This is a genomic window from Wolbachia endosymbiont (group A) of Myopa testacea (assembly GCF_964027115.1).
Classification (GTDB): domain Bacteria; phylum Pseudomonadota; class Alphaproteobacteria; order Rickettsiales; family Anaplasmataceae; genus Wolbachia.
In genome coordinates this window covers 922000-948074 of sequence record NZ_OZ034729.1, presented here as the reverse complement: position 1 = coordinate 948074, position 26075 = coordinate 922000, and the positions used below count along the sequence as shown (strand labels likewise).

At 36.2% G+C, this 26075-nt stretch carries 17 protein-coding genes, 1 tRNA gene, 2 rRNA genes and 1 pseudogene; 11 read left to right on the top strand and 10 right to left on the bottom strand.

Going from position 1 to position 26075, the window contains the following annotated elements; all coding sequences use genetic code 11:
• Positions 1–29: 29 nt before the first annotated feature.
• From uvrA to AAGD91_RS04695, 3 genes are all read right to left on the bottom strand, one after another.
• A complete protein-coding gene (gene uvrA, locus AAGD91_RS04705; protein ID WP_341820797.1) occupies positions 30–2834 on the bottom strand; it encodes an excinuclease ABC subunit UvrA in 2805 nt (934 codons plus the stop codon).
• Positions 2835–3140: 306 nt separating this feature from the next.
• Positions 3141–3653, bottom strand: coding sequence for a hypothetical protein (locus tag AAGD91_RS04700; protein WP_341820796.1), 513 nt, complete (start codon positions 3651–3653; stop codon positions 3141–3143).
• Positions 3654–3856: 203 nt separating this feature from the next.
• On the bottom strand, positions 3857–6958 hold the full coding sequence (locus tag AAGD91_RS04695) for a phosphoribosylformylglycinamidine synthase subunit PurL (protein WP_341820795.1): 3102 nt from the start codon (positions 6956–6958) through the stop codon (positions 3857–3859).
• A gap of 107 nt (positions 6959–7065) precedes the next feature.
• Between AAGD91_RS04695 and AAGD91_RS04690 the strand changes: the two genes are divergently transcribed.
• Positions 7066–9765, top strand: coding sequence for a PD-(D/E)XK nuclease family protein (locus tag AAGD91_RS04690; RefSeq protein ID WP_341820794.1), 2700 nt, complete (start codon positions 7066–7068; stop codon positions 9763–9765).
• 678 nt (positions 9766–10443) lie between these two features.
• Here the strand turns inward: AAGD91_RS04690 and AAGD91_RS04685 are convergent.
• A complete protein-coding gene (locus tag AAGD91_RS04685) occupies positions 10444–12228 on the bottom strand; it encodes a ribonucleoside-diphosphate reductase subunit alpha (protein ID WP_341820793.1) in 1785 nt (594 codons plus the stop codon).
• A gap of 58 nt (positions 12229–12286) precedes the next feature.
• The gene (locus AAGD91_RS04680) at positions 12287–13363 is read right to left on the bottom strand and encodes a methyltransferase domain-containing protein (RefSeq protein ID WP_341820792.1); all 1077 of its coding nucleotides are present in this window, start codon (positions 13361–13363) and stop codon (positions 12287–12289) included.
• 335 nt (positions 13364–13698) lie between these two features.
• Between AAGD91_RS04680 and AAGD91_RS04675 the strand changes: the two genes are divergently transcribed.
• Positions 13699–16465, top strand: a 23S ribosomal RNA gene (locus AAGD91_RS04675).
• A gap of 66 nt (positions 16466–16531) precedes the next feature.
• Positions 16532–16638, top strand: a 5S ribosomal RNA gene (gene rrf, locus AAGD91_RS04670).
• Between the two features lie 16 nt (positions 16639–16654).
• Here rrf and AAGD91_RS04665 read toward each other — a convergent pair.
• From AAGD91_RS04665 to rpmH, 3 genes and pseudogenes are all read right to left on the bottom strand, one after another.
• Positions 16655–16879: a hypothetical protein gene (locus AAGD91_RS04665; protein ID WP_253309152.1), complete on the bottom strand. Its 225-nt coding sequence runs from the start codon at positions 16877–16879 to the stop codon at positions 16655–16657.
• Positions 16880–16969: 90 nt separating this feature from the next.
• A pseudogene (rnpA, locus tag AAGD91_RS04660) lies at positions 16970–17245 on the bottom strand (ribonuclease P protein component); the annotation flags it as partial.
• A 67-nt stretch (positions 17246–17312) separates the two neighbouring features.
• Positions 17313–17447: a 50S ribosomal protein L34 gene (gene rpmH, locus AAGD91_RS04655; protein WP_006279898.1), complete on the bottom strand. Its 135-nt coding sequence runs from the start codon at positions 17445–17447 to the stop codon at positions 17313–17315.
• Positions 17448–17554: 107 nt separating this feature from the next.
• On the opposite strand from rpmH, the gene pstC reads away from it, so the two are divergent.
• The 4 genes from pstC to fsa all read left to right on the top strand — a co-directional run bounded on the left by pstC (position 17555) and on the right by fsa (position 21462).
• On the top strand, positions 17555–18643 hold the full coding sequence (pstC, locus tag AAGD91_RS04650; protein WP_341821516.1) for a phosphate ABC transporter permease subunit PstC: 1089 nt from the start codon (positions 17555–17557) through the stop codon (positions 18641–18643).
• A 101-nt stretch (positions 18644–18744) separates the two neighbouring features.
• Positions 18745–20172, top strand: coding sequence for a F0F1 ATP synthase subunit beta (gene atpD / locus AAGD91_RS04645; RefSeq protein WP_253309946.1), 1428 nt, complete (start codon positions 18745–18747; stop codon positions 20170–20172).
• Positions 20173–20184: 12 nt separating this feature from the next.
• The gene (locus tag AAGD91_RS04640; RefSeq protein ID WP_341820791.1) at positions 20185–20529 is read left to right on the top strand and encodes a F0F1 ATP synthase subunit epsilon; all 345 of its coding nucleotides are present in this window, start codon (positions 20185–20187) and stop codon (positions 20527–20529) included.
• Between the two features lie 291 nt (positions 20530–20820).
• Positions 20821–21462: a fructose-6-phosphate aldolase gene (gene fsa / locus AAGD91_RS04635; RefSeq protein WP_341820790.1), complete on the top strand. Its 642-nt coding sequence runs from the start codon at positions 20821–20823 to the stop codon at positions 21460–21462.
• Between the two features lie 10 nt (positions 21463–21472).
• Here the strand turns inward: fsa and guaB are convergent, their stop codons facing one another.
• Positions 21473–22966, bottom strand: coding sequence for an IMP dehydrogenase (gene guaB, locus AAGD91_RS04630; RefSeq protein WP_341820789.1), 1494 nt, complete (start codon positions 22964–22966; stop codon positions 21473–21475).
• Between the two features lie 31 nt (positions 22967–22997).
• The gene (gene rsmA / locus AAGD91_RS04625) at positions 22998–23816 is read right to left on the bottom strand and encodes a 16S rRNA (adenine(1518)-N(6)/adenine(1519)-N(6))-dimethyltransferase RsmA (protein WP_341820788.1); all 819 of its coding nucleotides are present in this window, start codon (positions 23814–23816) and stop codon (positions 22998–23000) included.
• A 78-nt stretch (positions 23817–23894) separates the two neighbouring features.
• Between rsmA and AAGD91_RS04620 the strand changes: the two genes are divergently transcribed.
• The 4 genes from AAGD91_RS04620 (at position 23895) to AAGD91_RS04605 (ending at position 26018) form a co-directional block, all read left to right on the top strand.
• Positions 23895–23967: transfer RNA gene (locus AAGD91_RS04620), tRNA-Thr, on the top strand.
• A gap of 24 nt (positions 23968–23991) precedes the next feature.
• A complete protein-coding gene (locus tag AAGD91_RS04615) occupies positions 23992–24717 on the top strand; it encodes a triosephosphate isomerase (RefSeq protein WP_341820787.1) in 726 nt (241 codons plus the stop codon).
• A gap of 360 nt (positions 24718–25077) precedes the next feature.
• Entirely contained in the window at positions 25078–25371 is a 294-nt protein-coding gene (locus AAGD91_RS04610) for a transposase (RefSeq protein WP_253309376.1), read from the top strand.
• A gap of 158 nt (positions 25372–25529) precedes the next feature.
• Positions 25530–26018, top strand: coding sequence for a transposase (locus tag AAGD91_RS04605; protein WP_341820774.1), 489 nt, complete (start codon positions 25530–25532; stop codon positions 26016–26018).
• The last annotated feature ends 57 nt before the right edge of the window (positions 26019–26075 follow it).

Genomic DNA, 26075 nt, shown 5'->3' with positions numbered 1-26075 from the left:
AACCTAGCCTAATATAATTAAGAAATAGTTTATGCTTGATTTAATAAATATGTTTTAAGATACCTGCCTGTAACACTTTCTGGAATTTTTACCACTTCTTCTGGAGTTCCTGTAGCAATCACTTCTCCGCCTTTTATTCCGCCCTCTGGTCCGATGTCTATTATATAATCTGCAGTTTTTATAACGTGCAAATTGTGCTCGATAACTATAACAGTGTTTCCCAGATCGACTAATCTATGGAGTATTTTTAGTAAGTTATTTATATCTTCAAAGTGTAATCCAGTTGTTGGCTCATCAAGAATATACAATGTTCTTCCGGTAAATCGTTTTGATAGCTCTTTGGATAGCTTTATTCGTTGTGCTTCACCCCCAGACAACGTTGTTGACGACTGTCCGAGTTTTATATAGCCAAGCCCCACTTCCTGCAAAGAAACCAACTTTTCTTTTATCATTGGAAGGTTTTCAAAAAAATCACAAGCCTGATCTATCGTCATATCAAGCACATCAGAGATTGATTTTCCTTTATAAGTAACTTCCAATGTTTCACGATTATACCTTCGCCCTTTACACTGCTCACACTTCACATAAACGTCCGGTAGAAAATGCATCTCTATCTTTAAGTGCCCATCACCTTTACAAGCCTCACACCTTCCCCCTCTGGTATTAAATGAAAACCGGCCTATGTTATATCCCCTTGCTTTTGACTCCGAAAGACCTGCAAACCAATTTCTTATATGAGTAAACATACCGACATATGTTGCTGGATTTGACGCAGGAGTTCTACCAATTGGCGACTGATCAACTTCTATAACTTTATCTATATATTCAAGGCCTTCTATTCTATCACACCGACCATACCGTGCAGACGAATGATATATCTTATGTGCTGAATATTTATATAACGTTTCTATGACTAAACTTGATTTTCCCCCTCCTGATATTCCAGTAACACAAATAAGATTCCCTATAGGAAATTTAACGTTCACATTTTTTAAGTTATTTTCACATGCATTTATTACTTTTATGAACTGAGTTGCTTGCTTTCTTCTCCTTGGAATTAAAATTTTTTTCTCTCCACTCAAATATTGCCCTGTTATGCTCCCTGAATTTCTTTGCACCTGGTCTGGTGTTCCTTCTGCAATAACTTTTCCACCATTTACGCCAGCTCCAGGACCAATATCAATCGCATAATCAGCAGCCATTATTGTATCTTCATCATGCTCAACAACGATTACAGTGTTACCCATGTCTCTCAAGTCTTTCAGTGTAGCAATTAACCGATCATTATCGAATTGATGAAGGCCTATCGAGGGTTCATCAAGCACATACAGCACTCCTGTTAAACCAGAGCCAATTTGCGAAGCAAGTCTGATCCTCTGACTCTCACCGCCAGAGAGAGTGCTAGATTCTCGATCGAGCGTTAGGTAATTCAACCCTACATTCTTTAGAAATGCTAGCCTCTTGATTATTTCATTTAATATTTTACTTGAGATTTGCTTCTGTTGTTCTGTGAGCTTGTCTGGCAAATTTTCAAACCACTTAAGGGATTTATCGATGCTGAGCCCTGATATTTCACCTATATGTCTGCTATCAATTTTCACTGTGAGTGCTTCTTTTCTCAATCTATAGCCAGTACATTCCTTACAATGAATAACAGAGCAGTATCGCTCAACAAGCGTTTCATCATAATCCATCTGGTTCTCCAAGATACTAATCAAACCTTGAAATTTATTAGAGCCAAAGAGTATCATATCTTTTACTTCTTGATCTATGTTCTTCCACGGAACATCAAGGCTAAATTTACAATTTTCAGCCAGTGATAGAAGTGCACTTTTTAGAAATCTATAACTTGTGTGCACTTGACAGAACATTGGTCCTACTGGCTTTAAAGCACCCTCAGATATTGAAAGAGTTTCATCTGGCACTATCAGCTTTACATCAACAGCCAGCTTTTTACCAAGCCCATTACACGAACCACATGCACCGTAAGGGCTGTTAAAAGAAAATAATCTTGGTTCTATTTCCTCAAGAGTGAAACCAGACTCGGGGCATGCAAAATTCTCTGAAAAAGTCAGAATTTGACCATTTTTATACTCGGAATTATGGTTGTCAGGTAGGTTTACTACTTCTACATACATTAGACCATTACCAAGTTTTAGTGCGGATTCTATACTACTTGGCAGTCGATTTCCTATATCGCCCAATATTGATATTCTATCTGCAACCACAAAAATGTCGTGTTTCTTGTTCTTATCGAGTTTAGGCAAGTCATCTACATTGTACACTTCACCATCTATTTTGAACCTTACGTAACCTTGTCTTTTAATTTCCAATATCTCTTTGAGATGTTCTCCCTTTCTACCACGCACAACAGGGGCAAGTATATATATTTTAGTTTCTAAAGGTAACGCAATTATAGTATCTACAATTTGAGATACAGTTTGCTTTGTTATCGGTAATCCAGTTGCAGGTGAATAAGGAACCCCTATTCGTGCATATACTAAGCGCAAGTAATCGTAAATTTCGGTAACAGTTCCAACTGTTGACCTTGGATTTTTTGAGATCGATTTCTGGTTGATAGATATTGCAGGGGAAAGACCTGTAATCGACTCAACATCTGGTTTATCCTGAATGTTGAGAAATTGACGCGCGTAAGCTGATAGGCTTTCAACGTATCGGCGTTGGCCTTCTGCATAAATCGTATCAAATGCGAGACTAGATTTACCAGAACCACTTAGCCCAGTTATAACAACTAGCTTATTTTTCGGTATATTGACATCTATACCTTGCAGATTATGTTCCCTTGCACCCTTAACTCTTATAAAATCGTCCATATTATACTATATAACGTATTTTAACCATTATAGCCTTAAAATACATGAATTTACAGTGATATGTTGATTTTCTATTGATTTTTTAACTGTTACGGAAAATTGGGCAGCGTTTGATAAATCGTCATTCCGCTACTTGTTAGCGGAATCTATGCTGAGATACCGGGCGGTATGACGTAGGGCTGTACAACTTGTGTTAGAGTCTTAGGGCAAATCTACTACCTATAAATTCTAAACTGTTGTTACGTATTAGGACCACCAAATACATCCCCAGGACCCAAAGTCAGTTTAACTATATCAGAAAACAGGTTATGTGGAAATCTTAAAATACTTCTTGTTCGCCAAGCAAAATAAATACATTCCTACAAACAAGCAGATGCTTAATACTGACGCATAAGAAAACTTAAAAATTAAATCTCTAGTATATATTGATAAGCATTTACCTGCAGAAAATTTGTATAGTAATCCAACACATACAACGGCACTATCAATTACTGATGCCATAATTAAAGTAATGAAATTTGCCATATGAAAATTCAACTTGGACTTCAATTTTTCAAAAACAATTATGCTCGAGAGAAGAGATACTAAAATTGCAGCATATGAAGTCAATATCATCAAACTAAAACTTTGCCATTTTAAAATATAGCATAGCGCTGTACACACTATTAAGCTATACGTAGCTTTTTCTTTGCCATAAAATTCAACTATTGAATTTACAACTAAAGCAGCTCCTATAAATAAAGCAGCACATATCATCAATTTATTTGAAGCGTTGAGTAAAGAAAGACTGATAAATAAGAGTGTCAGTAAAATAGACATAATTACCTAACTAAATTTAATAACATACATTTATTTTAAGTAAATATTGCACATAGTGAAAGAGTTATTTAACCTAATGGAAAAAAAACATTTTAAACTGACATGCTATAGCTACCCAAGAAAGGTTTTCCTACGTCATACCGCCGCGGCCGCTAACAAGCAGCGGGATGAAGAGTTTGTCGTTTATCAAATCGTCTGTAAACCTAAGTTACTTTAGCTATATAATAACTATTTTCCAAATCTTTCAGATTTACTTTTAAAACATCCTTTATGTTTAGCACCTTTTTCTCTGTTACTTTGCCAATACATGAATAAGCCGCATCTTCAAACAACGCTTCAAACCTCTGCTGATTTTGTGGTGCAATAGTAACCAAAATTCTACTTTGCGATTCAGAAAACATTATTATCTTGTTTATTATGTCTGTATTTTGTATTTTTCCTATTGGTACTAGTGAAAGATCGATTTCAGCACTAAGGTCTCCTGCAATTAGCGATTTTGCCAGAGCAATAATTAATCCGCCCAAGTTTGGTGCAATTGCAGAGGCAATTATGCCATCTTTTATTGCCTGGTTGTAACGCTCATACAACTTCCTAGCGCTCTTTGCATCAACTTTTGGCACGTTGTTATTATCTATTCCACTATATAACTGATATTCAGATCTGCCAAGCTCATCGTGGGTTGTACCAAGCACATATATCAAGTCCCCTGGCATTTTCACATCAAGCGATACCGCATTTTCAATATTTTCTATAACTCCAATTGCTGAAATGAGTAATGAAGGTGGTGCAGATATCATCACTTTCTCGCCATTTTCGTCATATCCCTTGAAGTCATTGAACATACTGTCTTTTCCGGATATGAATGGCGTTTTAAATGCAGTTGCAAAGTCGTAACAAGCCTCTGCAGCTCTCTTTAGCTGCCATAGCCTTTCTGGATTATAAGCATCGCACCAGCAAAAATTGTCGAGCAACGCTAGATGATTTATATTTCCTCCTGCAGCTACGTAGTTGCGTATTGCAGTGTCAATCGCACATGCTGCCATGTGATAAGTGTCAATTTCTCCATAACTTGAGCCAAATCCCTGCGATTTTACAACACCTTTGTTTGAAGAAAGGACTGGCCTCGAGACAACAGCTTCACTGCACACTCTTCCCTTGCCTTGCAGTGGTTTCAGTATTGACGATCCTTGAACCTCATGGTCATATTGTACCACTATAAACTCTTTGCTGCGTATGTTTGGTCTGCTTAGCATTTCTTTTAGCTCGACTTCTAAAAAAGACGGATTTCCAGCGCGTGACGCTGGCTGGTCAGCTACTTGGATGAAAGGGTAGGGGGCTTTAGACCATGGCTTTGTCTGTAAATGCACTTTGGGATTACCGTCATGCAGAAATTCAGTTTCGATGTCCATTATTACTTTCCCTTCAGGACATTTAACAACAGCTTTACCACTTTCGTTAAACTCTCCAATCACACAAACCTCCACATCATGTTTTTTCATGATTTGCTTAAACATAGGAAGATTTTCTTCTGGCACTGCTAAGGTCATTCTCTCTTGTGATTCTGATATCCATATTTCCCACGGAGCCATACCATCGTTTTTAAGGAGAACCTTGCTCAAATCAACTTCAAATCCGTTTTTTCCCATTTCACCAATGGACGATGATAGACCGCCTGCTCCATTATCCGTTATTGCATTATAAAGACCAAGCTCTCTTGCTTTTATGACGGCATTGGATAGTTTTTTTTGTGTTATTGGGTCGCCAATTTGCACAATCGTTGAAGGGCTGTTTCCCGACAAAGCCTCTGAAGAAAACGTTGCACCGTGAATTCCATCTCTTCCAACTCTTCCACCAATAATTACGATTTTATCGCCGTTTTTAGGCCCTTTGATGTGTGAAGGTACATTATTTATACTGCGCGGAATAGTTCCAACACTTCCAACAAAGACCAGCGGCTTTCCACAAAATCTATCGTCAAAATATACTGATCCAAGTTGTGTTGGAATACCGCAGCAGTTGCCAGCAACATTAACGCCATGAATCACTTCTTTCATTATATATTTTGGCGGTAAAATCTCATCAGTACGCTCCTTGTCCCTATAAAATTTGCCTTTTGCTTCTTTGGCAAAGCAAAAGTAATAGGTATTCATTATAGGCTCCGCGCCTTTCCCGAAACCCACTATATCACGATTAACTCCAAGCACTCCGGTCATTGCTCCACCAAATGGATCAAGAGCTGAAGGGCTATTGTGAGTTTCAACTTTATCTACAATCAAGTAATCGTCATCAAAAGTTATTCCTCCTGCGTTGTCGGAGAAAACTGACACGCATATGTCAGAATTTATCTCACGCGTTGCACGCTTAATATAATGAGCATATAGACCGTCTTTTATTTCATCAATAGGGGAGCAAAAAATATTGTGTTTACAATGTTCAGACCAAGTCTGTGCCAGAGACTCAAGTTCAATATCATATGGATTTCTACCGAGTTTTTTAAAGTAATCCTTTATAGCTTTCATTGCTGCCAGCGAGAGCCCTAAAGTGCCATTACCATCGATTCCATCTCTGCTGATTTTTTCAAGCTCTTGGTCACTCACATTGAGGTCAACAGATTTGGCTTTACCATTAATGGTGTCATTTGAGTAGCTGACACTGGAATCTACATCTTTTTTCTGGATCCCAGTGTCTGGGCACTGGGATGACAAGTAAGAGAGCGCTGAAGAGTTTGCTTTGTATTTACCATAATATTTCCAGCTATAGTTCTTACAGATAAGTGTGCAATATTCAGTGATAGGGTTGAATTCTTGTTTTATATCATCTTCAGTTGGCAAATTCCCTTGACTTAGAATCAATTTTGAACTTCTTGCTTTGATCTCAATTGGTGTTATTCCAGCGCGTGACGCTGGAATCTGCGTTTTCTCTTTCTGGATCCCAGTGTCAGCTACTTGGATGACAGAAGGGAGGGCTGGGATGACAGGCTGGTCGATATAGCCTTTGCTTATTAAATATTCTGTAATAATTTGTTTTGCTGTGTTGCCTACATTGTCGGTCATGCCAGGTAAAAAGCTTATCTCCAAGCCCCATTTTGCTTGTGGTTCTATGAAGTTATATTGAACTTCTTCAAGGTTTTCATTGTAGGAATAATAACGGCAGTCTTGTATGACTTTATTATAAAATAGCCCACAAATTTCTTCATGTAATTTTGATGGTAATTCTTTGCTTATGTAAATCAAGTAAACATTAACTACCCTTCTGCGGCCAACTTGTTCACATTTATTTAAAACTTCTATTCTGATGTTTGCCATGTAATATTGTGAAAGACTTTAATATATCATAGCATAAGAAACTGCGAGCACATTTATATTTTGAGTGATTTCTATATAATAAAATATTGTATTAATTGTTACTGTTAGTGGGAAGAGTTTTTACCGTTAATGTGGATGAGTCCTTTTTCAATGTATTGGTTCAGCACATATTTTCTGAATATGAAAGAGAAAAAATTCCCGAGATAAAGATCATACTTCCCTGCAAAAGGGATGTAATAGCGCTGCTGAGTGCGTTCAAGAATTATAACGCTAAAAAATGCATAATTTTGCCAGAGATAGTTTCACTGGAAAACATTGATGAAGAGGATTTAATATTACATCTTGATAGAGTTAAAGTTATCAATCCAACAAAGAGGACGCTGCTACTTATTCAATTCATATTGGAGTGGAATAGGAAAAATAATGATAATTTCCCCATTGATTTAGCTTATAGCCTGCCATCATTGCTTGATAAAATTCAATCTACCCAAACAACGGATTGTTATCAATTCGATGAACATTCAAAAAAAATAGAGAATTTCATAAGCTTACTCATTGAGAGTTGGAATAAAATTTTAAAAGATTTAGGAGTAGTAGATATATTAGAACATAAGAGTGATTACATAAACAATATGATAATCTCTTTACAGAAAGGCCAACATATAATCTTTGTTGGAATTGGAAAGGATAAGTCGTTAATTAAGGCTATATATGACCTGCCGTTTGGAAAAATAATTTTTCCTAATCTGAATTTGAAAATTAAAGAGAAAGATTGGCAATCACTTGATAAAAAACATTATCAATATTGCCTGAAAGATCTGCTCGATTATTTAAAAGTGGATAGAAGGGATGTTAGCTGCTTGAACACTATAGAGAATGAAATAACTGACTATGTTTTTGATACAACTGCCGATCTAAGCAAAGTTAGTAATGGACATATTGGCAATATTGAAGTCATCACTTGTGATTCCAGAGAGGAAGAAGCACAAGTGACATCATTAATTATAGAGAATGAAGGTTATGAAAACGTTTCTTTGGTTGTCTTTGATAAATTACTTGCAGCTCGTATAGCATGTTTATCAAGGCAACACAGTGCCATACCGGAAAATTATCCTTATATAACACTCCTACTTTATAGTATCGAAGTTTTGACCTCAAATTGGAGCAGTGTGTCATTACTTTCGCTCCTTAAACATAGGCTAGTGACTTTTGATTACACTCAAGAAGAGTACTCTCAGATTTTATCTGAATTTGAAATAGAGATATTACGCAACTTTAGTACAAATGGCCTTAAAGATATTATAGATGCTATTAATACCTATAAAAAGCTAAAACACAAAGAGGATATATTACTTATTATCAATAGGTTAGAGGCTATACTTAATCTTTTACTTAACTCTATAAATTGCCCTATTTCTGATGTGGTGGTAACTCATTTGCAGTGTATTAATGTGCTATCTGGTATAAATTTTTCAGAGCTAAATAGTGAAATAGGTAATTTCACCTGTAATTTCTTGAATGCATGTGAGGGTATAGAAATTAAGTGCTCCTTAGAGTTATATAGCCAAATTCTGACCTTATTTTTAGAGAAAGAGTTTTTCTCTGTAGCAAATGACTTGAATAAATTCAGCTTATATCACAACAAAGTTGTAATACTCGCTGGATTTAATGAAGCGCCAAGCTTTCAAAGTCCGCTTTTGAATGCACTTACGAGAGAAAAATTTAACCTTCCTTCTGCGCAAGAAGAGCAGGGGTATTTTTTTTATACTTTACACAATTTGTTTTGTGCAAGTAAGGTTTATATTACAAGATCGCTAAGCCATAGAAAACCAATTCTATTGCAGCGTTTGGAAATTCTGCTCAAGGAGGGGAAACAGCCGTATCGCGATTGGCTGAGGATATTAAATACGCCTGAATGTACTGTTCCATGTACTCAGCCTATGCCAAAACCTCAAACCGAAGTTAGAAAAGAAAAAATGCAGGTGATGTTTTGCAGTGCAATAGAAAAGCTAATTCGTAATCCTTATTCATTTTACGTTGAATATATACTGGGCCTTAAACAATTAAGAGACTTGAATTTTAAGCCATCGATATTGGAATTTGGCACTATGGTGCACAACATTCTTGCAAGATATTTACGCAACAAAAGGTCGCCAATGAGCATTGCACGAAAAGCATTCTCGACTAGTCAGTTTAATTTTTCAAATATGTGGTGGGTAAGACTGCAAAGGATAATTCAATCTTTTGTCGAATTTGATGAGACTCGAAGCAATTATGTTGAGTTGGAAAAGAGTTTTACCTGTCCGATATTTCATATTGGTGTCATTCCAGCGCGTGACGCTGGAATCTATATTTCTTGTGATGATGTATCCCAGTATGAAACTGCTTGGATGACAAATAGAGATCTGATCCCACAAGAAATTTTACTGACAGTAAGATGTGATAGAGTTGAGTATCTACCAAGTGGGCAAGTAGCAATTATAGACTATAAGCTTGGTTCACCACCTTCCAATGAAGAAGTGATGTCGGGGTTTTTTCCACAGTTAATTTTGCAAGCCTTAGCGGTAGAACATATAACAAAAAGAGAAGTTTCAGAACTTGCTTATTGGAAACTTGATTATGATAAAATAAAAGTTATTTCTATACAAAATTATAGATACAAAATGCAAGAATTAAAAAATGATCTGCCTGGTTTTTTATCTAATTATTTAAGTAATTCCACACCTTTTATTGCCTCTCCATATTTTGATAAATTCCTGAGATTTAACAGCTATAAACAGCTAGAAAGGGTAGGGGAGTGGTTGTAAATGGTGCATCTAAGTAGCTGACACTGGTTCCTTTATGAAGGCAGTGCCACTATGATGTCATTCCAGTCTGGAATCCAGCCTTTCCATCCAAGACGGTGTCATCCGAGTAGCTGACACTGGTTCCTTTGTGACGGTGTCATCCCAGTGCCCAGACTACTTGGATCCAGAAAACTTAACTTTAAATAAGTGGCTGCATAATAAAGACTAGATTCTAGCGTCACGCGCTGGAATGACACCATTTTCGGTATCTCAAATTGCTTTAGCTACAAACATTAAGAAATTTACCAAATGAAAAAAAAGGCAAAGAACTCCCGTGGTGCGAGTTTTGACTCTATATTACTGTAAGTGGCGCTGTAATAATGTGCTGAAGCTTAGTTTAAGCGCGTTTTGGCTGAATGTAGAAAAAATTTAAAAGACATGCAGCCGCTATAATTTTATGTAATCCGCCAAAAAACACCCTAAGTTTTTTACTGAATTTTGTCATTGAGCCTGCAGGTCAAAAACAAGTTTTGAGTCATAAATACCCTTACTGTCATAATAAGGGGCTGGCGGAGTTTGTCAAGGAAGTTTTTTCGTTTCTATTCCCAAGAAAAGTTCGTTATATGGTTATGCAAGAAGTCTATTATATTTCCTTACCCATTTGCTTAACTTTCTCTCTACTTTTTTTGAATAAGGTCACTATTGGCATGACAAACATTCATCGTAGTCAATATCTGTTTTGTGTTGCAATATTTCACTTTTTTTGAATATGTCATGCGAAACCTTGTCAGCTCTCTGCATTGATTGTGATCTGCAGTAATATAAGCTCTTCAATCCTTTTTTCCAGGCAAGCATGTGTATTTTATGTAAGTAACGTTTGTGTATGTTGGCAGGCAAGAACAGATTGACTGATTGAGACTGACAAACATACGGAGTTCTATCACTTGCATGTTCTATAATCCATCTTTGATCAAGCTCGTACGCTGTTTTAAATGTCAATTTTTCATGCTCACTAAGAAAATCTAAATGCTGAACGGAACCCTCGTTTGTCGAAATTGAAGACCATATTTTATCATTGTCTTGATTTTTTTCTGCTAATAGTTTTTGCAAGAATTTATTTCGCACTACAAATGAGCCTGTCAGTGTCTTTTGTATGAATACGTTTGCTGCATATGGCTCTATTCCAGGAGAGGTATTGCCTGCAATAATGGAGATTGAGGCAGTTGGAGCAATAGCGAGCTTGTGTGTAAACCTTTCCATTAGATCAACTTCTTTGGCATCAGGACATGCCCCCTTTTCCTCTGCTAATTTTTTAGAAACTATATCTGCTTGCTCACGTAAATACTTAAATATTTTTTTATTCCATTGTTGTGCTATTACTGATTCAAAAGGAACCATTTTGCTTTGTAAAAATGAATGAAACCCCATCACACCAAGACCAATACTGCGTTCTCTGGCTGCAGAATATTTTGCTCGCTGCATTTCATTCGGTGCTTTATTTATGAAATCTTCCAATACATTATCAAGAAAGCGCATTATATCTTCTATGAAGAGTTTATTGTCTTTCCATTCTTCGTAGTACTCAAGGTTTACGGATGATAGACAACACACAGCAGTGCGTGACTTATTCAGGTGATCATAACCTGTAGTTAAAGTTATTTCACTGCATAGATTTGACATCTTGATGTCTAAGTTGAGCTTTTTGTAAGATTCTGGCTTATTGTTATTTGTTGCATCAAGGAAAATAATGTAAGGTTCTCCAGTTTCAACTCTTGCTGTTAATATTTTGATCCATATATCCCGCGCTTTTACAGTTGAAATAACCTTATTGTTGTGAGGGCTTATTAAATTCCATTCTTGATCATTCTCAACAGCCTGCATAAATTTATCTGTTACTATTACAGCATGATGTATATTTAACGCTTTGCGATTTGGGTCACCGCCTGTTGGCTTGCGCAAATCCAGAAACTCTTCTATCTCCGGATGAGATACAGGAAGATAGACTGCTGAACTTCCTCGCCTTAAGGATCCCTGACTAATTGCGAGCGTTAGAGCATTTTGCACCACAATAAATGGTACAATTCCTGATGTTTTACCACTACCTTTTACACTTTCACCAATTGAACGTAAATTTCCCCAATAACTACCTATGCCTCCTCCACGTGCAGCAAGCCAAACATTTTCATTCCATAAGTCAACTATTCCCTGCAAGCTGTCTTCGGTTTCATTAAGAAAGCAAGAGATAGGCAACCCTCTCTTGGTGCCACCATTGCTGAGTATTGGTGTTGAAGGCATGAACCACAAGTTGCTCATGTAGTCATAAAGACGCTGCGCATGTTTTTTGTTATCAGAATAGTAATTAGCAATACGTGCAAAGAGGTCTTGGTAACTTTCATTTTCTATTAAATACCTGTCTGATAGAACTGCTTTTCCAAAATCGGTTAATTTGCTATCCTTTGCGTAATTAATAGTAATGTTATTCATAAAATTCCTTTTATTCTTTTATTATATATAGATACTTAAAAGCCACTTTGAGCGATTTTTAAGTTAGGTTTTTCGGATTTTCTTGTTGATGCTGTAATGCAAACAAGATACCGTCAACCTGACTGCCATATATTTTACAGTAACTCATATAACTTATCTGCATATTTATTTTTTTTGCAACATGTTGAACATAACTTTCTGAGTGACGGAAATAGTCTCCTTTGTTTACAAAGTCAATACCTTCACCTTCCTTTCTTCTTATTAAACATATAATAACCCCTTTTTTGCTCGTAGATCTTTTTGCTAATTCCAATTCTTCTTGAAAGTCATGTAGATAATGTAGCACTTCAGCAAAGATAATTACATCATACTGCTGGTTTTTCTTTTGTTTAAGAAACTCTTTCATTTCCATATGTATTAATTCATTGTAAACAGGCTTACCTTTTATAAAGCATCCTCTTGCGATATTTAGCATTCTACTTGAAATGTCAATTCCTGTTATGTGGCTTCCAGTACTATTTATTTTCAAGAAATGACCACATATTCCAGTCCCACAACCAAGGTCAAGTATATTGAGCTCAGAAGTGGGGTTGTTGAAGATTTTTGTAATTATCATGTGTACAAGTTCATGCCCTCTATACTGTTTAGCAATCAACCAATGCTCAACAAAATATTCACCTGTGTAATCAAAATATTGTCTTATGAGGTTTTTTGGCAATTCTGTAATAGGCGCTGAGTTTGTCATTTTTTTTATATAGTAAGATGCCTCCTCGTAATCACTATCTAATTTTAGTGTCTGTGTTAAATAATTATAAGCTTTATTAGTATTCCCTACCGCAAAATGACACCTTCCGATGTTATACCAGACTATGGGTAAATGGGGGTAAAATATGCTAATTAACCAAAATCGTAACTTTGCATCTGATATGCTACCTTTATAAAAGTGATATAAACCAATTTCAATGTTGGTATTTAACAGGTTCTTAGATTTTTTAAGAAGCACTGTCATTTCTTTATGAAAAGTATTATATTTATTCACAATGAAGTGTTTTACTTTCTTAATATTTAATACACCAATGAGCTTAGACATACAATTTAAAGCAACGTTTTTTATAAAAGAGAGATTACTTTTCATACATGAGAAATACTCCGAATGTTCATTATCATTTTTAGGCAATTGATTTTAACACATTTTATCTTACAAAATATCTTTTTCATTAATTTTTACTGTATATATAAGTTTACCGCATATTTCTCAGATTGTACTGTTTAGGATTGCTAGTATATTGTTGTTGATAATATAAGTAAATGTTTTGTGCAAAAAGGCGTTGACATATTATTTATTAGATTATAATATATAAAAGATTAATTTAGTTTTTAGATGTTTGACAAGTTTTATGGTAGAGATTAATTTAATCTCAATTCAATTTTAATAATATTTAACTCTGCATATTCTGCATATAGTCGGATAAATAAATTATTAAGAGCACTTGATGGATGCCTTGGCGTTAAGAGGCGATGAAGGACGTGGCAGGCTGCGATAAGCTGTGGGGAATTGTCAACAAATTTTGATCCGCAGATTTCCGAATGGGGAAACCCAACTAGCTTGGCTAGTTATTACATACTAAGTATGTAAAGCAAACTTGGTGAACTGAAATATCTAAGTAGCCAAAGGAAAAGAAATCAACCGAGATTCTGTTAGTAGTGACGAGCGAAAGCGGAAAAGGCTAGTGATTTAAGAATAAGAATTAGAATACTCTGGAAATAGTAACCATAGAAGGTGATAGTCCTGTATAAGTAGAAAGTTTTTAAATCCTTGAGTAGAGCGGGGCACGTGAAATCCTGTTTGAATATGGGGGGACCATCCTCCAAGCCTAAATACTCCTTAACGACCGATAGTGAACAAGTACCGTGAGGGAAAGGTGAAAAGAACCCCGGGAGGGGAGTGAAATAGAATCTGAAATCAAGTGCTTACAAACAGTTGGAGCTCTATATCAATTTATTGATATTTAGAGTGACAGCGTACCTTTTGCATAATGGGTCAGCGAGTTAATCTATGAAGCAAGCTTAAGCCGTTAGGTGTAGGCGTAGCGAAAGCAAGTCTGAATAGGGCGTTTTAGTTTTATGGATTAGACCCGAAGCCAAGTGATCTAGTCATGACCAGATTGAAGGTGTGGTAAAACACACTGGAGGATCGAACCAGTTAATGTTGCAACATTATTGGATGAGTTGTGATTAGGGGTGAAAGGCCAATCAAACTTGGAAATAGCTGGTTCTCCGCGAAATCTATTTAGGTAGAGCGTTGTATGTATGTTGTTGGGGGTAGAGCACTGGATAGACTAGGGGGATTCACCGTCTTACCAAATCTAACTAAACTCCGAATACCAACAATTAATTATACAGCAGGCACACTACGGGTGCTAAGTCCGTGGTGGAAAGGGAAACAACCCAGATCACTATCTAAGGTCCCAAAATTACAGCTAAGTGGGGAAGGAAGTAGAAAAACCATTACAGCTAGGAGGTTGGCTTGGAAGCAGCCATCCTTTAAAGAAAGCGTAACAGCTCACTTGTCTAAATAAGTTTTTCTGCGCCGAAAATGTACCGGGGCTAAAGCTGTATACCGAAGATGTGAGTGCTTATTGATTTCGATCAATAGGCGCGGTAGCGGAGCGTTCCGTAAGTCTGTGAAGGTGGTTTGTGAAAACTGCTGGAGATATCGGAAGTGAGAATGCTGACATAAGTAGCGTAAAAGAGTGTGAAAAACACTCTCACCAAAAATCTAAGGGTTCCTATCGTTAAGTTAATCTGCGTAGGGTTAGTCGGTTCCTAAGGCGAGTCCGTAAAGGAGTAGTCGATGGCAATTAGGTTAATATTCCTAAACCTCTTAAGTGTGACGGGTTTTGTATTTGTATAGATCTTATTGGATTGATCTATGCTTAAAAGAAGCTCCAGGAAATAGCACTTATATTTATGAGGCCGTACCGCAAACCGACACTGGTGGATGAGTAGAGTATACTAAGGTGTTGAAAGAATGATGTTGAAGGAACTCGGCAAATTATACCTGTAACTTCGGAAGAAGGGTAACCTGCTTTTAGGCAACTATGAGCAGGTGGCACAAAATAGGGAGTAGCGACTGTTTACTAAAAACACAGGACTCTGCAAACACGTAAGTGGAAGTATAGGGTCTGACGCCTGCCCGGTGCTGGAAGGTTAATAGGAGGGGTGCAAGCTCTAAATTGAAGCCCCAGTAAACGGCGGCCGTAACACTGACGGTCCTAAGGTAGCGAAATTCCTTGTCGGGTAAGTTCCGACCCGCACGAATGGCGTAACGATTTCTCCACTGTCTCCAACATCACTTCAGCGAAATTGAATTCCCCGTGCAGATGCGGGGTACCCGCGGTTAGACGAAGAGACCCCGTGCACCTTTACTATAGCTTTACATTGCTATTAAAAGTGTGATGTGCAGGATAGGTGGGAGACTTTGAAGTTATGGCGCTAGCTATAATGGAGTCAACCTTGAGATACCACCCTTTACACTTTTGATATCTAACTATGTTTCATTATCTGGAACTAGGACATTGTATGGTGGGTAGTTTGACTGGGGCGGTCGCCTCCTAAAAAGTAACGGAGGCGTGCGAAGGTAAGCTAGAGCTGGTCGGAAATCAGCTTGATAGTATAATGGCATAAGCTTGCCTGACTGCGAGGCTGACAAGCCAAGCAGAGACGAAAGTCGGTCATAGTGATCCGGTGATTCTGTATGGAAGGGTCATCGCTCAACGGATAAAAGGTACGCCGGGGATAACAGGCTGATGGTGTTCGAGCGTTCATAGCGACGACACCGTTTGGCACCTCGATGTCGACTCATCACATCCTGGGGCTGAAGAAGGTCCCAAGGGTTCGGCTGTTCGCCGATTAAAGTGATACGTGAGTTGGGTTTAGAACGTCGTGAGACAGTTCGGTTTCTATCTGCCGTGGGTGAAGGAAATTTGAGAAGGTCTGACTCTAGTACGAGAGGACCGAGATGGATATACCTCTGGTGTACCAGCTGTTATGCCAATAGCATCGCTGGGTGGCTATGTATAGATGGGATAATTGCTGAAAGCATATAAGCAAGAAACCCTCTTCAAAAAGATTTCCCAATTAAGGCCGTGGAAGACTACCACGTTGATAGGCTAGGTGTGGAAGCATGGTAACATGTGAAGCTAACTAGTACTAATAGCCTGATTGATTTATTTGCTTTCTATATGTGTGTATGCAGTGTTAAATATTAAGTTAAAATTGTTAAGTTAGAAATTTTTATTGACTTGGTGGCTATAGCAAAAATGAACCACCCGATCTCATCTCGAACTCGGAAGTGAAACTTTTTAGCGCTGATGGTACTTGAAAAGGGAGAGTAAGTCGCCGCCAAGTTTATAAAAATTTCTTTTTATCGCCTTTTAATAATTCTTTTATTACGAGAAGTCGCTTCTATATTCAAGTCTAATAATTGTGGTCTAGGCTTATTCTTATTCTGCTCTAAGTATCGACTTTGCTCAAATGCTAATTCCCATTGTGTACGATAATTAGATTCTTTATATTCATAAAAATCTTCTTTAACATTATTTGTATTTATATTGAGATTTTTATCTTGTTCTTTTCTACTCTCTACCATTAAACACCCACACCCGTTAATTTATTTTAAAAATTTTACTTATGTTATCATAAAAAATATAGTTGTAAATACCTTAATTGAGATTTTTTTTTATTTTATCTTTTTTAAGCAAATAGTTAGATCTTTTTGTAAGTTTTTATAATTTGCTTGCATAATGTTTCTATGAGTTAGTATTATGTAGTAATGCCCTATATTGCTTATATTTAAAATGCTAATTTTAGCAAGCATTCGTAATTGCCTTTTTATTTTATTTCTTTTTGCTACTTTTCCGGCTTTTTTACTGATAGCCAGACCTACTCTAATAGTATGAGTGTACTTTTCAGGTTCTCTTTCTTTTATAGCGTAGAGTGATATATAAAGCCCACGATAAAAAAGACTGCTGAGTTCTAACTTATTTTTGAAAGCAAAGGAAAAATCTTTTTTTTTATACTTACTATGCGCATAATTTGTTACACCCTAATGAACGGCGCCTATTAAGGATTTTTCTTCCAGCTCTTGTTGCCATACGTGAACGAAATCCATGTCTGCGCTTTCTTATCAAATTTTTTGGTTGAAATGTTCTCTTCATTGTTTTTATATTAATATAATTATTTATTTTAAATTGTTTTACTTTATTGTCAAATGATGGTGAACTTGTATGACATTTTCGTAGAATAAAATTTGATGCATGGGAAAATGAATTCGGTGATAGTCATACCTGTCCTACTAATCCTTTTATTTTGTTTTAGTAGGTTTCAAGAAGTAAATAAGGTTAAATCTTATCTATATCTTAGTTGTGTATGGATGCTAACTTGGTTGTTAGTACTCTATAATAATTGTTTTGTAACTTTTATTTCTATAGCGTTACTTTTTTTCATGCTTGCTTTTATCTTTAAAAATAAAAGAAATAAGATAATAAAACTTTCGTTATTTGTGGCTTTGGCCATATCATTTTTTATCACTTTATTTATAATGCTATCTATTTTTATTCAATCCATTGATTTTTTTAATAAAGTAGCTATTTCAGAATTCTTGTTTTGCTTGAAATGGGGCCACAATGTAGTCACTGTCAATGAAGAGAAGATAGGATGTTTTGGTATAGCGCCGCTTTTAGTAGGTACATTACTTATAACTATTATAGCAATGTTAGTTGTCGTTCCGCTTGGTTTATTTTCTGCAATATATATTAGTGAATATGCGAGTGAGAAAGTGCGTTATATTGTTAATACAACTTTGCAAGTTTTATCTGCTATTCCTACGGTTGTATATGGATATTTTGCGGTTGTGTTCTTGTCTTTCTTTATAAAGCAGGTAGCAAATTTTTTTGGTTTAAGTATACACTCAGAAAGTGCCTTAGTTGCTGGTTTGTCGATTGGGATAATGATTCTTCCTTTTATTATTTCTTTACTCGAAGATGCCATAAGATCTGTTCCAAAAAGCTTGCGTTATGGCTTCATGGCACTTGGCGCAACTCCAGCGGAAACTATATGGCATATAACAATACCTTATGCAATGCCTACAATTTTAAGTGCAATTTTATTGTCAATTTCAAGAGTGATAGGTGAAACAATGATTGTGCTAATGGCTGTGGGAATCAACGCAAATTTGACTTTTAACCCTCTTAATTCAGTTACTACCATTACCGTGCAGATCGCTACATTACTTACCGGAGATCAGGATTTCAATAGTGTACAAACTCTTGCTGCTTATGCGCTTAGTTTAGTATTGTTTATTATTACTTGGCTATTAAATGCATTTGCATTGTTTGTAATGAAGCATAACTAGTAAGCGTTTTAATGTTGCAAAATTTCTATTAATAATATAAGATTTATTTTCTTTAGAAGTTCTTTTATGGAATTATAGTGTTGGGTGATAAAAATAAAGAGATGAATATAGGTAGAGCGATTAAGGTAACTCAAGCAGTTGTTGATATAAAATTTGAAGGTGAATTGCCTAAAATATTTAATGCTTTAAAAAGCAAACTAAAATATAAGGATAAGGAGCTGGTTTTAGAAGTTTCGCAGCATATAGGTGACAATATAGTTCGTTGTATTGCTATGGATAGCACAGATGGCATGTCAAGGGGGGATGAATTTGTTGATACAGGCGCACCAATATCAGTTCCGGTTGGGCGTTCAACTTTAGGAAGGATTTTTAATGTTGTTGGAGAGCTTATAGATGAGTGTGGTCCACTGAAGGGAAAATATAACTTAGAGCCTATACATAGAGCACCTCCAAGTTTTACTGAACAGAGAATACAGGAAGAAGTTTTAGTTACGGGAATAAAAGTTATAGATCTTCTTGCACCTTATCTTAAAGGAGGAAAAATTGGCTTATTTGGTGGAGCCGGTGTTGGTAAAACAGTCCTGATAATGGAATTAATTAATAATATAGCAAAAGCTCATAAAGGATTTTCTGTGTTTGCCGGGGTAGGGGAGAGAACGCGTGAAGGTAACGATCTTTATCACGAGATGATCACTTCAAATGTAATAAATATAAATGAGCATGAAAAATCTCAAGCTGTTTTGGTTTATGGTCAGATGAATGAGCCTCCTGGAGCAAGGGCTAGAGTTGCTTTAACAGCACTTACTATGGCAGAGTATTTTCGTGACCGTGAAAACCAAGATGTTCTATTTTTTGTGGATAATATCTTCCGTTTTACACAAGCTGGTTCTGAAATTTCTGCTTTACTTGGAAGAATACCGTCAGCTGTTGGTTATCAGCCAACCCTTGCAACTGATATGGGTGCAATGCAAGAAAGAATAGCTTCAACAACTTCTGGCTCTATTACTTCTGTGCAAGCTATATATGTTCCTGCGGACGATTTAACTGATCCAGCCCCAGCAACTACATTCTCTCATCTTGATGCCACCACAGTGTTGTCAAGGCAAATAGCTGAAATGGGAATATACCCTGCTGTTGATCCACTTGATTCAACTTCTCAGTCTTTATCTGCTGAAATCATTGGTGAAGAACATTATAAGGTAGCTTCTGAGGTGAAACGTATATTGCAAACTTATAAATCACTGCAGGATATTATCGCAATACTTGGTATGGATGAGCTATCTGATGAAGATAAAATTATTGTTGATAGGGCTCGTAAGATTCAGAAATTTCTTTCTCAACCTTTTCACGTTGCAGAAATATTTACTGGTATGCCTGGTAAATTTGTTTCACTTTCTGATACTGTTTCCAGTTTTAAAGAGATTGTTGAAGGTAAATATGATCACTTACCAGAGGCTGCTTTTTATATGGTGGGGAATATAGATGAAGCAATAAAAAAGGCTGAATTAATACAAGCTGAAGCTAAATAAAAGTTAAAGATTATGAATACTTTTAAAGTGCAATTTTTCTCTCCTGATGATCAAATTTCATTCACTGGAGTGGTTTCTCTTTCAGTAACTGGGCTCGAAGGGGAGCTTATGATTTTAGCTCACCATGCTCCTTACTTAATTTATTTATTGCCTGGTATGATTACTGTTAAAATGAGTAACCAAACAGAAAAGAAGGTTGTAATTGATAGTGGCGTATTAGAAGTTGCAAATAATAATTGTAGCATTATAACAAGTCAAATTCAGGTTTTTGATCGTGCAATTCATGATGAGAAATCGTTTAAAAATAAGAGAATTAGTATATATTTAAGTTATCTTGATGAGAAATTTCTTTCTTAGTTATTTTAGGCAAAAAGTCGGTTATTACTTTCTTGTCATCCAAGTGCTTTTTTTTCTGTCATTCAGTATTCTCTTCCCTGTCATCCCAGTATTCATCTTTGTCATCCCAGTGCGTGACACTGGGATCTAGGTGTAAAAATATTTGTAAATTATGCAATGGGTAATAGATTCTAGGAGCATATATGTTCATAATAAAAAAAAGATGGATCCCAGTGTCAGCTACTTGGATGACAAAGGAGGGCGTTTGGATGACAAGATTTTGCAAGGGTATTTTTTTTATGGGAGATTAATATGGAAATTTTTCTTGATAGCGTTGATTTAAATGAAATTAAAGAACTAAAGGAGTTCATTGACGGCATAACAACTAATCCTTCTTTAATAGCAAAGTCCGGGCGTAAAGATAAATACGAGGATTTAGTGCGTGAAATATGCTCTATTATCAAGGGGCCTGTTAGTGTTGAAGTTGTTGCAAATAACCATGCAGATATGGTTAAAGAAGGCCTTAAGTTAGCGAAAATCGCTGATAATGTTGTGGTAAAATTGCCCCTTACATATGAAGGATTAATTTCTTGTAAAAAGTTGTGGACAGAGCATAAAATACCTGTTAACATCACATTATGTTTTTCTCCTGGACAAGCACTGCTTGCCGCTAAGGCCGGTGCTTGTTTTATTTCTCCCTTTGTTGGTCGCCTTGATGATATAAGCTATGATGGCTTATCGCTAATAGAAGATATATGTACTATATATTCTAATTACGGTTTTGATACTAAAGTTCTTGTTGCATCAGTGAGAAGCCCAGCACATGTAATAGAAGCTGCAAGGCTTGGTGCTGATTCAATTACTGTGCCAGCAAAAGTACTTAGACAATTAATTAATCACCCACTTACTGACCAAGGGCTAGTAATATTTGAAAAAGACTGGGGTGCAAAATAATAAACGGTCACTACTCTGAATCGGTTGACAAATTGGACGCTTGATAAGCGTAATTTGGAGCTTCTTGTGTAATGACTACATCATGAGCATGACTCTCTCTTAATCCTGATGCAGTAATAGTAACAAATTTACAATTTTTTTTCATCTCTTCTATATTCCTATTACCAGTATACCCCATTGCAGCTTGCAATCCGCCAATCAACTGATGGATTACTCCTGAAGCTGGACCTTTGAATGGAACTCTTCCTTCCACTCCTTGTGGAACTAATTTTAGTTTTGAATCTTTATCTTGAAAATAACGGCTAGCTGAACCTCGTTTCATTGCACTAATAGATCCCATTCCTCGATAGCCTTTATATGCTCTGCCCTTATACATGATAATCTCACCTGGGCTTTCGTCAGTGCCAGCAAAAATCGAACCAATCATCACAGAGTCAGCACCAGCTGCAATAGCTTTTGCAACATCTCCTGAGTATTTTACCCCACCATCAGCAATTAGTCTGACGTTTCTTGCTCTACACGCCTCTGCAACATTCTTGATTGCAGAGAATTGTGGCACACCAACACCTGTAACTATTCTGGTTGTACAGATTGATCCTGGTCCTATTCCGACCTTCACTGCATCAACGCCCGCATTAATCAACGCTTCAGCAGCCTCCTTTGTTGCAATGTTTCCGCCAATTAATTGCATATTAGGATACATCTTTTTTATTTCCCTAATGGTATTGATAACGTTTTCGGAATAACCGTGAGCAGTATCCACAACAACTACATCAACTTCTTCTCCGATCAAAGCTTCACATCTTTCTATACCATCTTTTTTACCAGTGCCAATTGCAGCGGCAACTCTGAGCCGCCCTTTACTGTCTTTACATGAATTTGGGTATCTATTGTATTTTTCAATGTCTTTAACCGTAATTAAACCTATACAACAAGAATTTTCATCTACGACCAAAAGCTTTTCTATTCTATTTTCATGCAACAATTTCATTGCTGAGGCACTATTCACTCCCTGCTCCCGCACTGTCACTAACTTATCTTTTGTCATCACTTCGGAAACTTTTACATTCATGTTCTGGTCTTCAATAAACCTCACATCTCGGTTAGTTAAAATTCCAACTAACTTGAGTTGATCGACTACAGGAATGCCAGAATAATTGTGCTCTCTCATTAATGAAATTGCTTCCGCAACTGTTTTATCCGGTGAAATCGTAATTGGGTTATACACGATCCAACTTTCATATTTTTTCACCCTTCTTACTTCTAAAACTTGTTCATCTATTGATAAATTCTTATGTATGCAACCTATCCCTCCATGTTGGGCAATAGCTATTGCAAAGCCCGATTCAGTAACAGTATCCATTGCAGAGGATATGAGAGGGATATTTAGTTCTATATTATTTGTTAAATAAGTTTTTGTATCTGCATTGCAAGGGAATATATTAGAATAGGCTGGCAAAAGAAGTATATCGTCAAACGAATAACAAGCTTCCATTTTTTTCATAGGCTTTATTTAAAGCTTATACGCCAATTAATTAAATTGCAATAGGGCTTTTGCAAAATAAGCATTCTACATTATTTGCCAGCAAACAAAACTGCTCAATAGTTAAGTTTTCTGAACGTTCGTTTCCACTCAATTTAGCGTTTTCAAGGACAGTTTCAGCGTGGTTCGTTATATTTTGCAAGCTATTTCTCAGCATCTTTCTTCTTTGAGCAAAAACGGCACGTGTTAATCTTGTTAAGGTTTCCAAATTTACTGCAAACTTTGGGGTAGGCAAAGGATTTACTGTAATTACTGAAGAATGTACTTTTGGCCTTGGAAAAAACTCTTTAGGTTCAATATCAAATTCCTTTTTTATATCACATAGTAACTGGCTTAGCACTGATAAGGAACCATAATCTTTAGAATTGGGTCTTGCCGTAATGCGATCTGCTACCTCTTTTTGAAACATTAATGTCAAGTTCGTAAAAAATTTTATATTATTTAACCACTTTAAAAATAACACTACCGAGATATTGTAAGGCAAGTTAGCAATAACTTTGACTGGGCGCTCTATCAGCTCTTCTTCTATAACATGCAGTGCATCCGCTTCTATAATTCTATACTTTCCTTGATGCTCATTTAGCAGTTGGTCATGGTGTTTTACTAAATCTCTATCTTTTTCTATAGAAAGTAGAGACTTTGGATTATGCACCAATATTTCCCTTGTTAATGCACCATATCCAGGACCAATCTCAATGACGTTAAAATTCTCTAGATTGCCAGCTAAAACGACTATTCTTTTTATTATCTCACTCGATAAAATAAAATTTTGCCCTAGACTCTTTTTTGGCTTCAGTAAAAATTTTCTCATATTATTTTCATTATACAGTATTTTAAAAATCAGTTGACTAAAATCCATTGATAATTGTATATTATTAATGTGTTTAACGCCGGCTTAGCTCAATTGGTAGAGCAACTGACTTGTAATCAGTAGGTTGTCAGTTCAAGTCCGACAGCCGGCACTCTCGCTCATATAAGTAAAGTTGATGTCCTTTTTAATAGTAGCAAATTGGAAGATGAATGGAACACGGTCTTCATTTGTTGACTTTATAGGCAAACTTAATAACAAGAACAATGAGATTACTTCTAGACTAGTGATTTGTCTACCATTTACCGCATTTTCAGACAGTATAGAGTTGAGTGATAATATTAATATAGGAGCACAGAATTGCCATTATAAAAAATCTGGTTCTTACACAGGTGAAATTAGCGCAGAAATGTTAAAGGAATTAGGGTGTACTTACGTAATACTTGGGCATTCTGAAAGGGCTAACGAAACAGATAGTGAAATAAAACTTAAGTCGGAAATAGCAATAGAATCAGGCTTACACCCAATTATCTGTGTAGGTGAAAATTCAGAAGATTATAAGAATGAAAAAACAAAAGAAGTAATAGAATATCAATGCAAAAACCGTTTGCCAACACACGGTGAATATACCGTAGCATATGAGCCAATATGGGCAATAGGCACAGGTCATGTGCCAAATAATGATGCAATTGCTGAGGTGATAGAGGTAATAAAATTGTGTACTGGTAAAAAACACATTACATATGGTGGTTCAGTCAGTTCAGAAAATATAGAAAATTTGTTAAATATTTCAAATTTATCAGGAGTTTTAATTGGCAGTGCAAGCTTAGATTTCGATCACTTTTATAAAATCATACAACAAGTTGAAAAAAAGTTTTCTCTTATCAATTCTAAAAGTAGATAAAAGGGAATTACTCACTATAGGAATAGGGCTATCACGGGCGTCTCAGCAGATTCCGCTAACGCGTACTCCCTCGTCATAACGTCACGGTATCCGCTAACACGTAGCGAGATGACGGTTGTCAGAGGGACACTGGTTTCCATACAAAGGTGGTGTCATCTAAGTAGCTGACACTGATTTCCATCCAAGACGGTGTCATCCCAGTGCCCAGACTACTTGGATCCAGAAGACTTAATTTCAACCAAGTGGCTGCATAATAAAGGCTGGATTCCAGCGGGCTTTGTTGCATCGCTCAAGTAAAAAGAACTGGCAGTTACTGACAAAATTCATTATAAATAGCCATTTAGCTGTTGAAGAAAAAATATGCCACAAAAAATGAGAGTCAGTAACTGCCATGAATATAACAAATTTCTCCAAGAAAGAGGAAGCATTTTTTGTTATATCAATGATGCCATAGAAAATTGGTACGAGAATTGTCCAAAAATGCAGGGCGGCAACTATATTTATAGTGATAAAGTTGTGATTTTGGTGCATATAATCGTCAGTTTCTTTAGAATTGGTTTAAGACAAACAGTCGGGTTTATAAAAGGGTATTTGCAACAAATAGGAAGAGATTTGGCAGTTATCAGCTATTCACAAGCATCAAAAGAAACTTAATATTAAGATAAATGATTGCAGAATTGATAAAAATAATATGGAAGATATCGAAATTGCTATAGACAGTACAGGAATTAGTATATACAACAACACACAGCAAGGAAAATAGCACTGACAGAAAATATCGTGGCTATGAGAAAACGAGAAAATTGCACGTAATGTTGAATATAAACAACAAAAAAGCCATAGCTGTAAAATACAGTAACGGTGTCTACTCTGATCACTATGGAGCTTGTGATTTGCTAAAAGAAGTTGATTTTCAGCATGCCATAAAAGCACTATATGCAGATAGAGCATGTGATAGGCACAAGTTTTATAAGTTGTGTAACGAATATGATATAAAGACAAAAATTCCACCAATAAACAATGCGGCAGAACATCCAGAAATAGATTATATGTCTGACAGGAATGCTGCTATTACGTTAATAAAATTATACGGTGAAGATGGCATGAAAGAATGGAAAAAAGAAGTAAATTATGGGAAAAGATCTTATATTGAAGGGTTTTTCTCAAGATTAAAGCAAATATTCGGATTTAGTTTTAGGAATAAATCTGAGATAAATCGAGAAAAAGAACTGCTAATCAAATGCTATTTGCTTAATAAATTCACTGATATTGGTATGGCTAAATTTGAGATAGTTACATGAATTTACCATAAATCACCATCTCATAAAGTGTGATGCAACAAAGCCATTCCACCGTCA

What these genes read in the sequence shown, in the direction of transcription:
- uvrA (WP_341820797.1), bottom strand. Translation starts at nt 2,834, where the DNA reads ATGGACGATTTTATAAGAGTTAAGGGTGCAAGGGAACATAATCTGCAA.
- AAGD91_RS04700 (WP_341820796.1), bottom strand. Translation starts at nt 3,653, where the DNA reads ATGTCTATTTTACTGACACTCTTATTTATCAGTCTTTCTTTACTCAAC.
- AAGD91_RS04695 (WP_341820795.1), bottom strand. Translation starts at nt 6,958, where the DNA reads ATGGCAAACATCAGAATAGAAGTTTTAAATAAATGTGAACAAGTTGGC.
- AAGD91_RS04685 (WP_341820793.1), bottom strand. Translation starts at nt 12,228, where the DNA reads ATGAATAACATTACTATTAATTACGCAAAGGATAGCAAATTAACCGAT.
- AAGD91_RS04680 (WP_341820792.1), bottom strand. Translation starts at nt 13,363, where the DNA reads ATGAAAAGTAATCTCTCTTTTATAAAAAACGTTGCTTTAAATTGTATG.
- AAGD91_RS04665 (WP_253309152.1), bottom strand. Translation starts at nt 16,879, where the DNA reads ATGGTAGAGAGTAGAAAAGAACAAGATAAAAATCTCAATATAAATACA.
- rpmH (WP_006279898.1), bottom strand. Translation starts at nt 17,447, where the DNA reads ATGAAGAGAACATTTCAACCAAAAAATTTGATAAGAAAGCGCAGACAT.
- pstC (WP_341821516.1), top strand. Translation starts at nt 17,555, where the DNA reads ATGAATTCGGTGATAGTCATACCTGTCCTACTAATCCTTTTATTTTGT.
- atpD (WP_253309946.1), top strand. Translation starts at nt 18,745, where the DNA reads ATGAATATAGGTAGAGCGATTAAGGTAACTCAAGCAGTTGTTGATATA.
- AAGD91_RS04640 (WP_341820791.1), top strand. Translation starts at nt 20,185, where the DNA reads ATGAATACTTTTAAAGTGCAATTTTTCTCTCCTGATGATCAAATTTCA.
- fsa (WP_341820790.1), top strand. Translation starts at nt 20,821, where the DNA reads ATGGAAATTTTTCTTGATAGCGTTGATTTAAATGAAATTAAAGAACTA.
- guaB (WP_341820789.1), bottom strand. Translation starts at nt 22,966, where the DNA reads ATGAAAAAAATGGAAGCTTGTTATTCGTTTGACGATATACTTCTTTTG.
- rsmA (WP_341820788.1), bottom strand. Translation starts at nt 23,816, where the DNA reads ATGAGAAAATTTTTACTGAAGCCAAAAAAGAGTCTAGGGCAAAATTTT.
- AAGD91_RS04615 (WP_341820787.1), top strand. Translation starts at nt 23,992, where the DNA reads ATGTCCTTTTTAATAGTAGCAAATTGGAAGATGAATGGAACACGGTCT.
- AAGD91_RS04610 (WP_253309376.1), top strand. Translation starts at nt 25,078, where the DNA reads ATGCCACAAAAAATGAGAGTCAGTAACTGCCATGAATATAACAAATTT.
- AAGD91_RS04605 (WP_341820774.1), top strand. Translation starts at nt 25,530, where the DNA reads ATGTTGAATATAAACAACAAAAAAGCCATAGCTGTAAAATACAGTAAC.